Origin of the sequence: Rhodococcus sp. PvR099, assembly GCF_017833315.1 — a bacterium.
In the GTDB taxonomy this organism is placed as follows: Bacteria; Actinomycetota; Actinomycetes; order Mycobacteriales; family Mycobacteriaceae; genus Rhodococcus_G; species Rhodococcus_G oryzae.
Genome location: NZ_JAFIBV010000001.1, coordinates 1,282,823 through 1,300,000, shown reverse-complemented (window position 1 = coordinate 1,300,000; position 17,178 = coordinate 1,282,823). Strand labels below are relative to the sequence as shown.

Sequence of the window (17,178 nt, the reverse complement as noted above, 5' to 3'; positions counted from 1 at the left end):
TATGGATGGGTAGGGGAGCGTCGTGCAGCCATGGAAGCGTCGGAGTGATCCAGGCGTGGAGGCTGCACGAGTGAGAATGCAGGCATGAGTAGCGAAAGAAGAGTGAGAAACTCTTCCGCCGAATGACCAAGGGTTCCTGGGCCAGGTTAATCCGCCCAGGGTGAGTCGGGACCTAAGGCGAGGCCGACAGGCGTAGTCGATGGACAACGGGTTGATATTCCCGTACCCGTGTAAACGCGCCCATGGTGAATCAGTGATACTAACCGCCCTGAAGCCGGCTAATGTTCCTTCGGGATCATGGTCGGGGGATGCGCGGGACCTGATCTGGTAGTAGCCAAGCGATGGGGTGACGCAGGAAGGTAGCTGAGCCAGTCAGTGGTAATACTGGTGTAAGCGTGTAGGGAGTGGCATAGGCAAATCCGTGCCACACATATCCTGAGACGTGATGCATAGCCGATTGAGGCGAATTCAGTGATCCTATGCTGCCGAGAAAAGCCTCTAGCGAGCTTTTACACGGCCCGTACCCCAAACCGACACAGGTGGTCAGGTAGAGAATACTAAGGCGATCGAGATAACTATGGTTAAGGAACTCGGCAAAATGCCCCCGTAACTTCGGGAGAAGGGGGGCCTCGTCTGGTGATCGGATTTACTCCGTGAGCTGGGTGGGGCCGCAGAGACCAGTGAGAAGCGACTGTTTACTAAAAACACAGGTCCGTGCGAAGTCGTAAGACGATGTATACGGACTGACGCCTGCCCGGTGCTGGAAGGTTAAGAGGACCGGTTAGCTTTTCGGAGCGAAGCTGAGAATTTAAGCCCCAGTAAACGGCGGTGGTAACTATAACCATCCTAAGGTAGCGAAATTCCTTGTCGGGTAAGTTCCGACCTGCACGAATGGCGTAACGACTTCTCAGCTGTCTCAACCATAGACTCGGCGAAATTGCATTACGAGTAAAGATGCTCGTTACGCGCGGCAGGACGAAAAGACCCCGGGACCTTCACTATAGCTTGGTATTGGTGTTCGGTTCGGTTTGTGTAGGATAGGTGGGAGACTGTGAAGCGGGCACGCCAGTGTTCGTGGAGTCATTGTTGAAATACCACTCTGATCGTATTGGACATCTAACCTCGGACCATGATCTGGTTCAGGGACAGTGCCTGGTGGGTAGTTTAACTGGGGCGGTTGCCTCCCAAAATGTAACGGAGGCGCCCAAAGGTTCCCTCAGCCTGGTTGGCAATCAGGTGTTGAGTGCAAGTGCACAAGGGAGCTTGACTGTGAGACTGACAGGTCGAGCAGGGACGAAAGTCGGGACTAGTGATCCGGCACCGGCAAGTGGAAGCGGTGTCGCTCAACGGATAAAAGGTACCCCGGGGATAACAGGCTGATCTTCCCCAAGAGTCCATATCGACGGGATGGTTTGGCACCTCGATGTCGGCTCGTCGCATCCTGGGGCTGGAGTAGGTCCCAAGGGTTGGGCTGTTCGCCCATTAAAGCGGCACGCGAGCTGGGTTTAGAACGTCGTGAGACAGTTCGGTCTCTATCCGCCGCGCGCGTTAGAAACTTGAGGAAGGCTGTCCCTAGTACGAGAGGACCGGGACGGACGAACCTCTGGTGTGCCAGTTGTTCCACCAGGAGCACCGCTGGTTAGCTACGTTCGGAAGGGATAACCGCTGAAAGCATCTAAGCGGGAAGCCTGTTCCAAGATGAGGTTTCTCACCCCCTTGAGGGGGTAAGGCCCCCGGCAGACCACCGGGTTGATAGGCCAGAACTGGAAGCACGGTAACGTGTGCAGGTGACTGGTACTAATAGGCCGAGGACTTACCACAAAGAAGCTACGCGTCCACTGTGCGGTATCTGAAACAACACACAGATACCATTCACCCCCACCAACATCGTGGGCACCCGAGAAAGGGTTGCCGGCCTGTTGGGTTCGGGCGAGGGGAATTGAATGTGTGACAGTTTCATAGAGTTACGGCGGCCATAGCGGAGGGGAAACGCCCGGACCCATTCCGAACCCGGAAGCTAAGCCCTCCAGCGCCGATGGTACTGCACTCGACAGGGTGTGGGAGAGTAGGACACCGCCGAACATCCGTTACCGAAAGGGGACCCAATATACTGGGTCCCCTTTCGTGTTTTTTCTGCATAGCGTGTGTTGTCTGAAAGGAGATGCTGTGTCGGACAACAACGAAGGCCGTCGTTCGTATGGGAGCGGCGGTTCTGACCGCAGTCGGTCGGGGGACAACCGTGGCGCAGGCGCCGGCGGCCCCCGCGGCGGGAGAGGCGATGGCCCCCGCGGCAACACCGGCGGCGGAGCCCGTGGCGGCAGCGGCGGAGGCCGGCCGGAACGGCGCGGCGACGGTCCGCCGAGGCGTCGTGGCGGAGAGGGCAGCTTCGGGCCGCCCCCGCGCGACGGTGGAGCGCACGCCGAGCGACGCGCCCCGCGACCGGAAGAACCGGATCTGCCCGAGGACGTCCAGGCGGGCGAGCTCGACCCGGCCGTTCGTCGGGACCTGCTCAGCCTCGACAAGTCGAACGCCAATGCGGTGGCCCGTCACCTGGTGATGGCAGGCAAGCTGATCGACGACGACCCGCGCCTCGCGCTGGCGCACGCGCGTGCGGCCCGTCAGCGGGCCGGCCGTGTCGCGGTGGTCAGGGAGACCGCGGGCATCACCGCGTATCACGCGGGCGAGTGGGCCGAGGCCCTCTCCGAGCTGCGTGCCGCACGGCGGATGGCAGGCGGACCCGGTCTGCTCGCCGTCATGGCCGACTGTGAACGCGGTCTCGGCCGACCCGAGCGGGCGATCGAGCTCGGGCGCAGCGACGAGGCCAGGACCCTGTCCGGCGACGAGGCGACGGAGCTCCGCATCGTGGTCGCGGGCGCCCGGATGGATCTCGGCCAGTTCGATCAGGCCGTGGTGACCCTGCAGACGCCGGAACTCGATGCCGCCAAGGATGGCCCGACCGCGGCCCGCCTGTTCTACGCGTACGCCGACGCCCTGGTGGCGGCCGGCCGCGTCGAGGACGGCCTCAAGTGGTTCCTCAATTCCGCTGCCGCCGATCACGAGGGCGACACGGACGCAGAGGATCGGGTGGCCGAACTCTCCGGCGACCAGTGACGGTGGGGACCCCGCCGTCACTGCGTGACCTGCACGATGTGCTGCTGCTGGACCTCGACGGAACCGTGTACCAGGGCGCACACGCGATTCCCGGGGCCAGGGAGGCGCTCGTCGGCGGGTCCGCACGGCTGTTCTACGTCACGAACAACGCGAGCCGCAGCCCGTTCGCGGTCGCGCAGCACCTGCGTGAGCTCGGCTTTCCCACCGCCGAATCGGAGGTGGTGACGAGTTCGCAGTCCGCCGCGCGGTTGCTGGCGGAGGGCCTCGAGCCGGGTTCGTCGGTCCTGATCATCGGCACCGAGGCGCTCGCCGAGGAGGTTCGTCTGGTCGGGCTCAAGCCTGTCCGGAGGTTCGACGAGAACCCGGTGGCCGTTGTTCAGGGGCATTCCACGGAGACCGGCTGGGCGATCCTCGCGGAGGCCACGCTGGCGATCCGCGCGGGAGCGCTCTGGGTGGCCGCGAATGTCGACACCACGCTGCCCACAGAACGTGGGCTGTGCCCGGGCAACGGCGCGATGGTGGCCGCGGTGCGGGCCGCGACCGGCCGCGAGCCGCTGGTTGCGGGCAAGCCTGCCCGTCCGTTGATGGACGATGCCCTGCGGCGCAGCCGTTCCGAGCGACCGCTGGTGGTGGGTGACCGGATCGACACGGACATCGCGGGCGCGAACGCGGTCGGTGTGGACTCGCTGCTGGTGCTCAGCGGCGTCAGCTCCGTCGCGGACCTGCTGCGCGCGCCCGAGTCGTACCGGCCCACCTATCTGGCGTCCCGGCTGGCCGAACTCGATCTGCCGGCCGAGCGGTTGAGCGTCCGCCCGCATCCAGGGGTGAGCGTGCGCCGCGAGGACTCCGATCTGGTCGTGTCCTGCGGTGCCGCCTCCGGCCCGGACCGGCTCGACGTCGTTCGAGCGGTGCTGGACGCGGCCTGGGCCGGACCCGAGTTCGACGGTCTCCGGGCCGAGGACCCGGTCGCCGCGGCGGCCGTGGCGGACCTCGTCGGTTGATCCAGGCAGCGACGCCGCGGGCGGGTTTTCGCCGTGTCGCGGTGTGGGCGTGCGGGCCTCGAATCGGCTAGCGTTGGCCCCGATGAGTACGCCAATGCCACGCCCCGGGCAGCACCTTCCCGGACCGCCGACCACCGTCGACCCCGATCGCATCCACGCCGAGGTGGACGGGCTCCTGGCGCGCCTGGACTCGGTCGGGCCCGCGGACGACGATGCGAACGTTCACGGCCGGATCCCGGGACAGGCCCAGATCCTCGAGCAGGCGCACGAGGTCCTGGTGCACGCGCTCGCCACAGTGGACAAGATCTGAGGTGGCTCGGCGCGCACGGGTCGACGCCGAGCTCGTTCGGCGGGGATTGGCCCGATCAAGAGAACACGCTGCCCAGCTGATCGGGGCCGGCCGGGTCCTCATCGCGGGGACCGTCGCGGTCAAGGCGGCGACCGCGGTCGAGGCGGGCACCCCGCTGTTGGTGACCGAGGAGGTCGACGAGGTCTCGTGGGCCTCGCGCGGCGCACACAAGATCCTCGGCGCGCTCGACGCTTTCGAACCCTCCGGGCTCTCCGTCGACGGTAAGCGGTGTCTCGACGCCGGTGCCTCCACCGGCGGATTCACCGATGTCCTGCTCAGTCGCGGCGCCCGCGAGGTGGTCGCCGTCGACGTCGGGTACGGGCAGTTGGTGTGGCGACTGCAGTCCGACGACCGCGTCACCGTCGTGGACCGGACCAACGTGCGTTCGCTGGAGCCCGAGCAGACCGGGGGACCGGTCGAGGTGGTGGTCGCGGACCTGTCGTTCATCTCGCTCAAGCTCGTCCTGCCCGCGTTCGTCCGTTGCACCGCCGACGGCGCCGACCTGGTGCCGATGGTTAAACCGCAGTTCGAGGTCGGCAAGGACCGGGTCGGGTCCGGCGGCGTCGTGCGCGATCCCGCCCTCCGGATCGAGGCCGTCGTCGAGGTGGCCGAGGCCGCGGACGCGCTCGGACTCCGGACCCTGGGAGCGGTGGCCAGCCCCCTGCCCGGCCCGTCGGGCAACGTCGAATACTTCTTGTGGCTGCGGAAGCAGGCCGAACCAGGGGTGGATTCGGTGCGTGAGGTCATCGAGCGAGCGGTACAGGAGGGGCCCCAGTGAACCCGGAACCGGCGACGCCGTCGCCGACCCGCGAGATCCTGGTCGTCGCGCACACCGGCAGGGCCGAGATCACCGCAACCGCGCTGCGGGTGGCCAAGATCTTCGAGAAGGCCGGCATCGGATTGCGGGTGCTGGCGACCGAGGCCGATCGGACTGATCCCACCGCGTCGCACGACCACGATTCCTTCCGCCTGCCCGACCTCGCGTTGCGCGTCGTCGAGCCGGGTCCGACGGCCGCGGTCGGCTGCGAGCTGGTGCTGGTCCTCGGCGGCGACGGCACGTTCCTGCGGGGAGCCGAACTGGCAAGGGCCGCATCGATTCCGGTGCTCGGCATCAATCTCGGCCGGATCGGGTTCCTCGCCGAGACCGAGGCGGAGCATCTCGAGGAGGCCCTCGCGATGGTGGTCCGGCGCGAGTATCGCGTCGAGCACCGGATGACGCTCGACGTGATCGTCCGGGTGGACGACGAGGTCATCGAACGCGGGTGGGCGCTGAACGAGGCCAGCATCGAGAACGTGTCCCGGCTCGGCGTGCTCGAGGTGGTCCTCGAGGTGGACGGTCGCCCCGTCTCGTCGTTCGGCTGCGACGGTGTGCTCGTCGCGACGCCGACCGGTTCGACCGCATATGCGTTCTCCGCGGGCGGTCCCGTGGTGTGGCCGGAACTCGAGGCGTTGCTGGTGATCCCGAGCAATGCGCATGCGTTGTTCGCGCGGCCGCTGGTGACCAGCCCCGAATCGCTGATCGCGGTCGAGACCTTCGCCGGTGGCCACAACGGACTCGTCTTCTGCGACGGCAGCCGCACCATGAACCTCCCGGCAGGCGGCCGGGTGGAGGTGGTCAGGGGCCGGGAGCCGGTGAAGTGGATCCGGCTCGACTCCGCACCGTTCGCGGACCGGATGGTGCGCAAGTTCGAGCTCCCGGTCAAGGGTTGGCGGGGACGAAGGACCGACGGCGAAGGGGGCAACACCAGTGCTCGCTGAAATCCGGATCGACGGTCTCGGTGTCATCTCGAAGGCGGCGGCGCAGTTCCACGAGGGGCTGACGGTCCTCACCGGTGAGACCGGTGCGGGCAAGACGATGGTTGTCACCAGCCTGCACCTGCTCAGCGGTGCCCGCGCCGACGCGGGCCGGGTGCGGCTCGGCGCCGACCGCGCCGTGGTCGAGGGCAGGTTCTCCACCGCTAACGCGTCGGCCAGGGTGGTCGCCGAGGTGGACCGGTTGCTCGAGTCGACCGGCGCCGAGCGGGACGAGGACGGCACGATCATCGCGCTGCGCACCGTCGGCAGCGACGGCCGCTCCCGTGCCCACCTGGGTGGACGGAGCGTGCCCGCAGGGGCCCTCTCCGAGCTGACCGGCCCACTCCTGACGGTGCACGGCCAGAACGATCAGCTCAGGCTGCAGCGCCCCGATCAGCAGCGGCAGGCCCTCGACGAATTCGGCGGCGCCCCCATCGGGTCCCTGCTCGACAAGTACCGGTCCCTGCGCGCGGAGTGGATCGAGGCCCGTGACGAGCTCGCCGAGCGCACCCGCAGCAGCAGGGAGCTGGCGCAGGAGGTCGACCGGCTCGAGTTCGGGCTCAACGAGATCGCCGCGGTGGCCCCCCAGCCCGGCGAGGACCTCTCGATCGTCGCCGACGTCCGGCGCCTGAGCGACCTCGATTCGCTGCGATCGGCGGCGGCCGATGCGCAGGTTTCCATGCTCGGCGGGGCGGCCGAGGCGGATGGCATCGACGGCGGCGCCGACGGCGTGGGCGCGCTGGACCTGCTGGGGGACGCGCGCGCCCGGATCGAGTCCTCCGACGACCCGGCGCTGACGGCGCTCGCCCCACGACTGGCAGAGGCCATCGCGGTCGTCACGGACGTCTCGTCCGATCTGACCGGCTATCTGGCGGACTTGCCGTCGGATCCGGGTGCTCTCGACACCCTGCTGAACCGTCAGGCCGAGCTCAAGACGCTGACCAGGAAGTACGCGGCCGACGTCGACGGGGTGCTGGAGTGGGCCGATCAGGCCCGCGAGCGGTTGTCCAAGATCGACGTCTCCGCCGAGGCGCTGTCGGCGCTGGCGGCCCGGGTGGACGACTGCGCGGCCGCGGTGGCCGTCGCCGCCGCCGCACTGAGCCAGGCCAGGACGAAGTACGCGGTCAAGCTCGGCAAGGCGGTGACCACCGAACTCGGTGGTCTCGCGATGGGCAAGGCCCGGCTGGAGGTCACCGTGCAACCGCTCGTGGCGGGCGCCCAGGACGCCGCGCCCCTGACGGTTGACGGTCGCGAGCTGCACGCCGGGTCCTCGGGGGTCGACGAGGTGGAGTTCCGGCTCGCCGCGCACAGCGGGGCCCAGGCCCTCCCGATCAGCAAGAGCGCCTCGGGCGGCGAGCTGTCGCGGGTGATGCTCGCGCTCGAGGTGGTGCTGGCAGGCGCCGAGGGCAGCGCGACGATGGTGTTCGACGAGGTCGACGCAGGCGTGGGCGGCCGCGCCGCGGTGGAGATCGGCAGGCGCCTGGCGCGGCTGGCACGTACCCACCAGGTCATCGTGGTGACGCACTTGCCACAGGTGGCCGCGTTCGCCGACACCCACCTGGTCGTGGACAAGGTGGACGGCCGCAAGGCCGCCGACAGCGGGGTGCGCACCCTGACCGACGGCGAGCGCGTGGTCGAGCTGGCCCGGATGCTTGCGGGTCTCGACAACACCCAGACGGGTCGGGCGCACGCCGAGGAGTTGCTCGCGACGGCGAAGGCCGCGCGCAGCGAATAGGCGCGGGGTCCAACCCCGATCACCACTGCCTGACGTCGCCCCGTATTGCCTCCTGACAGCTCGGGTCGGCGCGCCTCCGCTGGTCCGGGCCCCGTCGGGGTCATCATCGAGGGCATGAAAATGCCGTCCCTGTTGTCACGAAACACCGAATCGTTGCCGGGGATCAGCGGCATCGCCCGGGTCGACCGAGACACGACGAAGCTGTTGCGTCGCGTCGGCCCAGGCGACATCGTGGTCCTCGACGAACTGGATCTGGACCGGATCACCGCCGACGCGTTGGTGGAGGCCGGGGTGCTCGCGGTCGTCAACGTGTCACCGTCCATTTCCGGCCGCTACCCCAACCTCGGACCAGAAGTCATCGTCGCGAACGGGATCACGCTGATCGATTCCGTCGGCGACGAGGTCTTCAAGAAGGTCAAGGACGGGGCCAAGGTCCGCCTCAACGAGGGCGGCGTCTACGCCGGTGAGCGCAGGCTCGCCAAGGGTGTCGAGCAGAGCGAGGCCGAGATCTCCGACCTCATGATCGAGGCGAAGACCGGACTGGTCGATCACCTGGAGGCCTTCTCCGGCAACACCATCGAGTTCATCAGGACCGAGAGTCCGCTGCTCATCGACGGGGTCGGGGTGCCCGACATCGACGTCGACCTGCAGGACCGGCACGTGGTGGTGGTCGCCGACGGGACCGACCACGTGGCCGATCTGAAGAATCTCAAGCCGTTCATCAAGGAGTACTCGCCGATCCTCATCGGGGTCGGCGCGGGCGCGGACGCGCTGGCCGATGCCGGCTACCGCCCGGATCTGATCGTCGGAGACCCGGAGGACATCAGCAGCGCCACCCTCAAGTCCGGTGCCGAGGTCGTCCTGCCCGCGGACCCGGACGGGCACGCGAAGGGCCTCGAACGGATCCAGGACCTCGGGATCGGGGCGATGACCTTCCCGGCCTCCGGAGCGCCTGCGGATCTGGCCCTGCTGCTCGCGGACCATCACGGCGCCTCGCTGATCGTCACCGTCGGCAGCACCGTCTCGCTGGACGAGTTCTTCGATCGGGGCCGACGGGAGAGCAACCCGGCGGCCTTCATGACCAGGCTCAAGGTCGGACCCAAGCTGGTCGACGCGAAGGCGGTCGCCACGCTCTACCGCAGCCGTGTCTCGGGCGGCGCCATCGCGCTGCTCGTGCTGGCCGCACTGACGGCGGTGATCGTCGCGCTGGTCGTCTCGAACATCGGCGGTGAGGCCCTCGACTGGGCCATCGCGACCTGGAACAGCTTCGCGACGTGGGTGCAGGGACTGTTCGCGTGATCTCTATGCGTCAACACGCTATCTCGATAGCGGCGATCTTCCTGGCGTTGGCAGTCGGGGTGGTGCTCGGTTCGGGCACCCTCTCCGGTGGTCTGTTGTCCGGGCTCCGCGACGACAAGTCGGAGCTGCAGGGCCAGGTCAACGCCTTGCAGGAAACGAACAACCAGCTCGAACAGCAGCTCAACTCCGCGGATGGGTTCGATGCCGCCGTGTCCGGCCGGGTGGTGCACGACGCCCTCGCCCAGCGCACGGTGATCCTGGTGACCTCGCCGGACGCCGACCCGGGCGATCTCGAGGGCGTCACCAGGATGATCGGCGCGGCGGGTGGGACCGTCACCGGCCGGGTCTCGCTGACCGATTCGTTCGTCGACGCCGCCAACGGCGATCAGCTGCGCACCACCATCACCAACGTGATCCCGGCCGGGGTCCAGCTCAGGACCGGAGCGGTCGACCAGGGCAGCCTGGCAGGCGATCTGCTCGGCTCGGTGCTGCTCCTGAACGCCCAGAACGCGCAGCCGCAGAGCACCCCCGAGGAGCTGGCGCTCGCGCTCGAGACGCTCCGCTCCGGCGGCTTCATCGCCTACGACAACGGCACCGTCAAGCCCGCCCAGCTGGCGCTGGTGCTCACCGGTTCCAGCAAGGCCCCGGACGGGTCCGAGGGCGGCAACAGGGGCGCGATCATCGCGCGGTTCGCAGGCGCGATGGACTCCCGCGGCGCGGGCACCGTGCTGGCGGGCAGGCCGGGCGCAGCGGCGGGCAACGGTCCGATCGCCGTGGTCCGGTCCGACACGGCGCTGTCGTCGGGCGTGACCACCGTCGACAACGTGGACAGGGAAGCGGGCCGCATCACCACCGCCCTCGGTCTCCAGGAACAGCTCGCCGGGCAGGCCGGTCGGTACGGCACCGGCCCGAACGCGACGGCGATCACAGTCGGCGCTCCGGTCGGCTGAGGTCACAGCACAATGTCCGGCCCACGGGGCGATGACCAGCGGTTCGCGGCGTGCCATGCGGATAAACCGGCGCGTTGGTGTTACCGTGAAGTCCCGTGGGTCGGCAGGCCCCAGCTCTACCATTAGCCAAGCCCTGCAAGGTCGTCACGGGAGCTCTTTTGCCACTTTCACGCAGTCAATCGCGTACCGCCACCAAGCACATCTTCGTCAGCGGGGGCGTTGCCTCGTCGCTCGGCAAGGGTCTGACGGCGTCGAGCCTCGGGCAGCTGCTCACCGCCCGCGGATTGCGGGTGACCATGCAGAAACTGGACCCGTATCTCAACGTCGATCCGGGCACCATGAACCCGTTCCAGCACGGTGAGGTGTTCGTCACCGAGGACGGCGCGGAGACCGATCTGGACGTCGGGCACTACGAGCGCTTCCTGGACCGGGATCTGTCCGGGATCGCCAATGTCACCACCGGCCAGGTCTATTCGTCGGTCATCGCCAAGGAACGGCGCGGTGAATACCTGGGCGACACGGTCCAGGTGATCCCGCACATCACCGACGAGATCAAGAGCCGGATCCTCGCCATGAGCGGTCCGGACGCCGAGGGCCAGAGCCCGGACGTGGTGATCACCGAGATCGGTGGCACCGTCGGCGACATCGAGTCACAGCCCTTCCTCGAGGCGGCGCGACAGGTCCGCCACGACATCGGCCGGGACAACGTCTTCTTCCTGCACGTCTCGCTGGTGCCGTACCTCGGCCCCTCCGGCGAGCTCAAGACGAAGCCGACCCAGCACTCGGTGGCGGCGCTGCGGAACATCGGTATCCAGCCGGACGCGCTGATCCTGCGCTGCGACCGCGACGTGCCGCAGCCGCTGAAGTCGAAGATCGCGCTGATGTGCGACGTCGACGTCGACGCCTGCATCTCCACGCCCGATGCCCCCTCCATCTACGACATCCCGAAGGTGCTGCACCGCGAGGGCCTCGACGCCTACGTCGTGCGCAAGCTGGGACTGCCCTTCCGGGACGTCGACTGGACCGTCTGGGGCGCGCTGCTCAAGCGCGTGCACGAGCCGCGCGAGTCGGTCCGGATCGCGCTGGTCGGCAAGTACGTCGACCTGCCGGACGCGTACCTCTCGGTGACCGAGGCGCTGCGGGCGGGCGGGTTCGCGCATCGCGCCAAGGTCGAGATCGACTGGGTCCCCTCCGACGCCTGCGAGACCGAGGCGGGGGCGCAGGAGAAGCTCGGCGAGGTCGACGCGGTGCTGATCCCCGGTGGATTCGGCATCCGTGGCATCGAGGGCAAGCTCGGAGCCATCCGGTTCGCCCGTACCCGCGGGATCCCGCTGCTGGGCCTGTGCCTCGGACTGCAGGCCGTGGTCATCGAGGCCGCCCGTTCGGTGGGCCTCGACGACGCGAACTCCGCGGAGTTCGAGCCGGACACCAAGCATCCCGTGATCTCCACGATGGCCGATCAGGAGGAGATCGTCGCGGGTGAGGCCGATCTCGGCGGAACCATGCGCCTCGGTGCCTACCCGGCGGTCCTGGAGAAGGGCTCGGTCGTCGCGCGGGCGTATGGCTCCGAGAACGTCTCCGAGCGCCACCGGCACCGCTACGAGGTCAACAACGCGTACCGGGACCGGATCGCGAAGAGCGGCTTGAAGTTCAGCGGCACCTCGCCGGACGGACACCTCGTCGAGTTCGTCGAGCTGCCCGCGGACAAGCATCCGTTCTTCGTTGCGACGCAGGCGCACCCGGAGCTCAAGAGCCGTCCGACCCGGCCGCACCCGCTGTTCGCTGCCTTCATCGGCGCGGCGCTGAAGTACAAGGCCGCAGAGCGGCTCGAGGTGGACGTGCACCCCGAGGACGCTCTCGGGTCCGCGGAGGACGACGTCGAGTCGGTCGACTCGCCGATCGTGCGCTGACCCGCCGGTACACGATGAGCAGGCCGGGAGAGCACGAGTTCGACACCCTCGACACGCGAACCGTGTACGAGGGCGGCATCATCACGCTGCGGGTCGACCGGGTGGCCATGCCCGGCGGCCGCGCGGCGGACCGCGAGGTGGTGGAGCACTACGGCGCGGTCGCCGTGGTGGCCGTCGACGAGCGGGACCGGCTGATCCTCATCAACCAGTACCGGCACCCGCTGGGCAGACGCGTCTGGGAGCTCCCCGCCGGGCTGCTCGACGAGGCGGACGAGGATCCCGTCGACGCGGCGCGGCGCGAGCTGGCCGAGGAGACGGGCCTCGCCGCCGAGCGGTGGTCGGTGCTGGTGGACGTCGCGGTCTCGCCGGGCTTCACCGACGAGGTGGTGCGGGTGTTCCTCGCGACCGGGCTCACCGACGTGCACCAGCCGACCCCGACCGACGAGGAGGCCGACCTCGAGGTCGATCGCGTCCCGGTCGACGAGGCGGTCGGGCGGGCGCTGTCGGGGGAGATCGTGAACGCGACGGCGCTGTCCGGGATCCTCGCGCTCGCCGCCGCCAGGGCCCGCGATGGCGGTCCGGATGTGGCGGGGCGCCCGGCGGATTCGGACTGGCTCGACCGTCCGGTGGCGATGTCGCGGCGCAGGCAGGACGGCATGAGCGGAGCCCGCGAAGCGAACATCGATGGGGTATAGGAGTGCTCGCCGACCAGGTGGAGACGTACCTCGACCATCTCGCGGTCGAACGCGGGGTGGCGGCGAACACCCTCAGTTCCTATCGGCGTGACCTGATCCGCTACCAGCGGTACCTGGCGGAGCGGGGGATCGACGACCTGGCCACGGTGCGGGAGCGGGAAATCAGCGGCTTCGTCGTCGCGCTGCGCAAGGGCGATCCGGCGGCGGAGCTCCCGCCGCTGGCCCCGAGCTCCACGGCGCGGGCGCTGATCGCGGTCCGCGGGCTGCACAAGTTCGCGACCGCCGAGGGCATCACGGCCGTGGACGTCGCGCGCGAAGTCAAGCCGCACGCGCCCGGCCAGCAGCTGCCGAAGTCGCTGCCGGTGGATCGGGTGCTGGCGTTGCTCGAGGCCACCGGCGGCCCCGACGCGGCCGATCAGCCGCGGGCCCTGCGCGATCGGGCACTGCTCGAGCTCCTCTACTCCACGGGCGCCCGCATCTCGGAGGCGGTCGGACTGGACATCGACGACATCGACGCGGTCGACCGCGCCGTGCTGCTGCGCGGTAAGGGCGGCAAGGAACGGGTGGTGCCGATCGGCAGGCCCGCGATCGCCGCACTGGAGGCGTACCTGGTGCGCGGGCGTGCGGCGCACGCGGTGCGCGGCGGACCCGCGGTCTTCCTGAACATCCGCGGCGGGCGACTGTCCCGGCAGAGCGCGTGGCAGGTGCTGCGCAGCGCGGCCGATCGGATCGGGATCGCCGAAGGGGTGTCCCCACACACGCTGCGGCACTCGTTCGCGACCCACCTGCTCGACGGCGGCGCCGACATCCGGGTCGTGCAGGAGCTGCTCGGGCACGCATCGGTGACGACGACGCAGATCTACACCCTCGTGACCGTGGGGGCGCTGCGCGAGGTCTGGGCCGGCGCGCATCCGCGGGCGTTGTGAAGGGGGAGGGAATGGATACGGTCCGATTCTTCGAGCTGGTGACGGAATGGTTCGAGGTCCTCGGCGTCCTGTCGATGGTGGTGGGTTTCGCCTTTGCGTTCGTGCTCGCCGCGCGCACGTGGAAGCGGACCGGCGACGGCGCTCATGCGTTCAAGAGCCTGCGGGAGTCGCTGGGCGGAGCGATCCTGCTCGGGCTGGAGTTGCTCGTCGCGGCGGACATCGTCAAGACAGTCACCTCCGTGCCCTCGTTGACCGATGTCGCCGTGCTCGGGATGATCGTGCTGATCCGGACCGTCCTCAGCCTGTCGATCGAGATCGAGATCGACGGGGTGGCGCCGTGGCGGCGGGCCCTCGTCACCGGCCCGCAGGTGCTGGCCCGCGCAACGCGCCGATCCGCGTCGGGGGAGCCCGGCGCGACCGAGGAGGCGCCGTAGTGGCGATCGTCGACATCACCAGCGAGATCGTGATCGCGCGGCCGCGGCACGATGTCGCCGTGTACGCGTCAGACCCCGACGCGGCAACCTCCTGGTAGACACCAGAATTGGTGCTGCGCAACCGCGGTGAGCCGTCGGGCTTCGGCGCGATCGCGGCCCCGGTCATGGCCGCGGCGATGCGCCGGGCCAACTCGAAGGACCTGGCTCGCCTCAAGAGCATCCTCGAGGACACGGGCGACGGCGAGTGAGCCGTGCCGCGATCGCCATCGCTCATCGTTCCTGCTCAGGGCCGCGCACGAGCGATCCCATCGCCGCGCCCCGCGTGTCCGTTGACCGATCGCCACCCGCCAGGCGGTAGCGTTTGTGCATCAGGGACGACAGACAGGGGAGTAGCAGACCGTGGTGACACCGCAGCCGCCAGCGGCGGAGTCTGAGCGTCAGGGTGCCTACTTCTACACCCGGAAGCCGGAACCGCCTACCCGTCCACAAACCGACCGCGCCGAGGGAAACGGTGCCGCACCAGCCGAGCCTGCGCTCGGTCCGACCGGCCGACCGCTTCGCGAGGTACCCGATCCCACGCCGGTGACCGATCACGGTCCCGCCCAGATCATCGCGATGTGCAACCAGAAGGGCGGCGTCGGCAAGACGACGTCCACGATCAACCTGGGCGCAGCCCTGGCCGAGTACGGCCGACGCGTACTGCTCGTCGATCTCGACCCGCAGGGCGCGCTGTCCGCAGGCCTCGGCGTCGCACACCACGATCTCGAACTGACGGTGCACAACCTGCTCGTCGAGCCGCGGGTCTCGATCGACGAGGTGCTGATGCGCACCCGGGTCGAGAACCTGGACCTGCTGCCCAGCAACATCGACCTGTCCGCCGCCGAGATCCAGCTGGTCACCGAGGTGGGCCGCGAGCAGACGCTCGGACGGGTGCTGTACCCGGTGCTCGACCGCTACGACTACATCCTCATCGACTGCCAGCCCTCGCTCGGGCTGCTCACGGTCAACGCGCTGGCCTGCGCCGAGGGCGTGATCATCCCGATGGAGTGCGAATACTTCAGCCTCCGCGGGCTGGCCCTGCTCAACGACACGGTGGAGAAGGTGCACGAGCGCCTGAACCCCAAGCTGTCGCTGTCAGGGATCGTGGTGACGATGTTCGACGCCAGGACCCTGCATGCCCGGGAGGTCATGGCCAGGCTCGTCGAGGTGTTCGGCGATCTGGTCTACGACACGGTGGTGAACCGGACGGTGCGATTCCCCGAGACCAGCGTCGCGGGCGAACCCATCACCACCTGGGCACCGAAGTCGGGCGGTGCGGAGTCGTATCGGGCGCTTGCCCGCGAGGTGATCCACCGGTCCGGACGGTAGATGGACACCGACGAGGCCGAGCGAGTGGCCGAGGTTCCGCAAGCGGAACCAGTCGCCGAGGGGACGGCGGACGACACACCGATCGAGGAACTGCCGTCGACCGCGCAGGAGACCGCGGTCGAACCGGGCTTCCGGCTGAAGCTCCGCAACTTCGAGGGGCCGTTCGACCTGCTCTTGACGCTGATCAGCCAGCGCAAGCTCGACGTCACCGAGGTGGCGCTGCACCAGGTCACCGATGAGTTCATCGCGTACACCAGGTCCCTGGGCACCGAGATGAGCCTCGACCAGACGACCGAGTTCCTCGTGGTCGCCGCCACCCTGCTCGACCTCAAGGCTGCCCGGCTGTTGCCCTCCGGCGACGTCGAGGACGCCGAGGACCTGGCGTTGCTGGAGGCCAGGGACCTGCTGTTCGCGCGGCTCCTGCAGTACAAGGCGTACAAGCAGGTCGCGATGCTGTTCGCCGAGCTGGAGTCGGCGGCGCTGCGACGGTATCCGCGTTCGGTGTCGCTGGAGGATCAGTTCGCCGGGCTGCTGCCCGAGGTCCTGCTCGGCGTCGACCCCCGGCGGTTCGCGGAGGTCGCGGCCACCGTCTTCGCGCCGCGGCCGGTGCCGACCGTGGGTCTCGATCACCTGCACGTCCCGACGGTCTCGGTGCCCGAGCAGGCCTCGATGGTGCTCGACCTGCTCAAGCAGCGCGGCAAGGGGAACTGGGCAACGTTCGGCGACCTCGTCGCCGGTTGCGACCTGACCGTGCAGATCGTGGCAAGATTTCTGGCGTTGCTCGAGCTCTACCGCGAGCGGGCGGTCGCGTTCGAGCAGCCGGAGCCGCTCGGTGAACTGCTGGTCAGCTGGACCGGTGACGTCGACGCGGATGGGCAGACGCTGGTGAGTGCGGAGGATTACGGATGAGCGAGCTCGATCAGGCGCCCAGGCTCGACGACGACGGCGATCTCGACCAGGACGACCGGCTCGAGGACGACGAGCTGGAGTCGGCGCTGGAGTCATTGCTGCTGGTCGTGGACTCGCCCGCGAGCAACGAGGCGCTCGCGTCCGCGCTCGACGACTCCGCCGACCGGGTCGACGCTACGCTGCGCCGGATGTCCGCGGCACTGACCGAGCGGCGCAGCGGGATCGACCTCAGGTACGCCGGAGACGGCTGGCGTTTCTACACCAGAAACGAGTACGCGCCGTACGTCGAGCGGCTGCTTCTCGACGGCGCTAGGTCGAAGCTCACACGCGCGGCTTTGGAAACCTTGGCAGTTATTGCGTACCGTCAACCTTTGACCCGTGCTCGGGTGAGTGCGGTTCGTGGCGTCAATGTGGACGGCGTCATGCGAACCCTGCTCGCCCGCGGATTGATCTCGGAGGCCGGTGTGGACTCCGAGACCAAGGCGACGACGTACTCGACGACGGAGCTTTTCCTCGAGCGGCTCGGCCTCGCCTCTCTGGCGGACCTGCCCGCGTTGGCGCCGCTGCTGCCCGACGTCGACATCATCGACGACATCAGTGACGACATGGAGTCAGACCCCCGGTTCACCAAATTGGGAGCCGGCAGGGCGGGATCCGAACCCGATTTGGTTCCCGGCTTAGATAGTGAAGAGTGACA

Annotated in this window: 16 protein-coding genes and 2 rRNA genes (1 of these 18 running past the window's edge); all 18 read left to right on the top strand. The window is 68.4% G+C overall.

Going from position 1 to position 17,178, the window contains the following annotated elements; translation table 11 throughout:
• Positions 1-1,821: ribosomal RNA gene (locus tag JOE46_RS05855) — 23S ribosomal RNA — on the top strand (it extends 1,312 nt beyond the left edge of the window).
• A gap of 144 nt (positions 1,822-1,965) precedes the next feature.
• Positions 1,966-2,082 (top strand): 5S ribosomal RNA (gene rrf, locus JOE46_RS05850).
• A gap of 84 nt (positions 2,083-2,166) precedes the next feature.
• The gene (locus tag JOE46_RS05845; protein ID WP_097213396.1) at positions 2,167-3,111 is read left to right on the top strand and encodes a M48 family metallopeptidase; all 945 of its coding nucleotides are present in this window, start codon (positions 2,167-2,169) and stop codon (positions 3,109-3,111) included.
• Positions 3,108-4,112, top strand: a complete 1,005-nt coding sequence (locus JOE46_RS05840) for an HAD-IIA family hydrolase (RefSeq protein WP_269590319.1) — start codon at positions 3,108-3,110, stop codon at positions 4,110-4,112. The genes JOE46_RS05845 and JOE46_RS05840 overlap by 4 nt, the downstream gene beginning before the upstream one ends.
• An 82-nt stretch (positions 4,113-4,194) precedes the next feature.
• Positions 4,195-4,422, top strand: a complete 228-nt coding sequence (locus JOE46_RS05835; RefSeq protein WP_209926523.1) for a hypothetical protein — start codon at positions 4,195-4,197, stop codon at positions 4,420-4,422.
• 1 nt (position 4,423) lies between these two features.
• A complete protein-coding gene (locus tag JOE46_RS05830; RefSeq protein ID WP_097213394.1) occupies positions 4,424-5,239 on the top strand; it encodes a TlyA family RNA methyltransferase in 816 nt (271 codons plus the stop codon).
• Positions 5,236-6,219, top strand: coding sequence for an NAD kinase (locus JOE46_RS05825; RefSeq protein ID WP_097213393.1), 984 nt, complete (start codon positions 5,236-5,238; stop codon positions 6,217-6,219). The genes JOE46_RS05830 and JOE46_RS05825 overlap by 4 nt, the downstream gene beginning before the upstream one ends.
• Positions 6,209-7,990 carry a DNA repair protein RecN gene (recN, locus tag JOE46_RS05820; RefSeq protein ID WP_097213392.1) on the top strand — a complete coding sequence of 594 codons (1,782 nt, stop codon included), beginning with the start codon at positions 6,209-6,211 and terminating at the stop codon, positions 7,988-7,990. The genes JOE46_RS05825 and recN overlap by 11 nt, the downstream gene beginning before the upstream one ends.
• A 114-nt stretch (positions 7,991-8,104) precedes the next feature.
• A complete protein-coding gene (gene steA / locus JOE46_RS05815) occupies positions 8,105-9,289 on the top strand; it encodes a putative cytokinetic ring protein SteA (protein WP_077041782.1) in 1,185 nt (394 codons plus the stop codon).
• Positions 9,286-10,239, top strand: coding sequence for a copper transporter (locus tag JOE46_RS05810; RefSeq protein ID WP_209926521.1), 954 nt, complete (start codon positions 9,286-9,288; stop codon positions 10,237-10,239). The genes steA and JOE46_RS05810 overlap by 4 nt, the downstream gene beginning before the upstream one ends.
• A gap of 158 nt (positions 10,240-10,397) precedes the next feature.
• Positions 10,398-12,149, top strand: coding sequence for a CTP synthase (locus tag JOE46_RS05805; protein WP_097213390.1), 1,752 nt, complete (start codon positions 10,398-10,400; stop codon positions 12,147-12,149).
• 14 nt (positions 12,150-12,163) lie between these two features.
• A complete protein-coding gene (locus JOE46_RS05800; RefSeq protein WP_097213389.1) occupies positions 12,164-12,844 on the top strand; it encodes an NUDIX hydrolase in 681 nt (226 codons plus the stop codon).
• 2 nt (positions 12,845-12,846) lie between these two features.
• Entirely contained in the window at positions 12,847-13,770 is a 924-nt protein-coding gene (locus JOE46_RS05795) for a site-specific tyrosine recombinase XerD (protein WP_179800666.1), read from the top strand.
• 11 nt (positions 13,771-13,781) lie between these two features.
• Positions 13,782-14,204 (top strand): DUF1622 domain-containing protein, encoded by a 423-nt coding sequence (locus JOE46_RS05790; protein ID WP_097213388.1) that lies wholly within the window; start codon positions 13,782-13,784, stop codon positions 14,202-14,204.
• Positions 14,205-14,311: 107 nt separating this feature from the next.
• Positions 14,312-14,452 (top strand): hypothetical protein, encoded by a 141-nt coding sequence (locus tag JOE46_RS26290; protein WP_245220943.1) that lies wholly within the window; start codon positions 14,312-14,314, stop codon positions 14,450-14,452.
• A gap of 154 nt (positions 14,453-14,606) precedes the next feature.
• Positions 14,607-15,572 (top strand): ParA family protein, encoded by a 966-nt coding sequence (locus tag JOE46_RS05780; protein WP_373560286.1) that lies wholly within the window; start codon positions 14,607-14,609, stop codon positions 15,570-15,572.
• Positions 15,573-16,481, top strand: coding sequence for a ScpA family protein (locus JOE46_RS05775; RefSeq protein WP_097213386.1), 909 nt, complete (start codon positions 15,573-15,575; stop codon positions 16,479-16,481). It begins immediately after the preceding gene.
• Positions 16,478-17,176: an SMC-Scp complex subunit ScpB gene (scpB, locus tag JOE46_RS05770; RefSeq protein ID WP_097213385.1), complete on the top strand. Its 699-nt coding sequence runs from the start codon at positions 16,478-16,480 to the stop codon at positions 17,174-17,176. Before JOE46_RS05775 ends, scpB begins: the two co-directional genes overlap by 4 nt.
• Positions 17,177-17,178 lie beyond the last annotated feature (2 nt).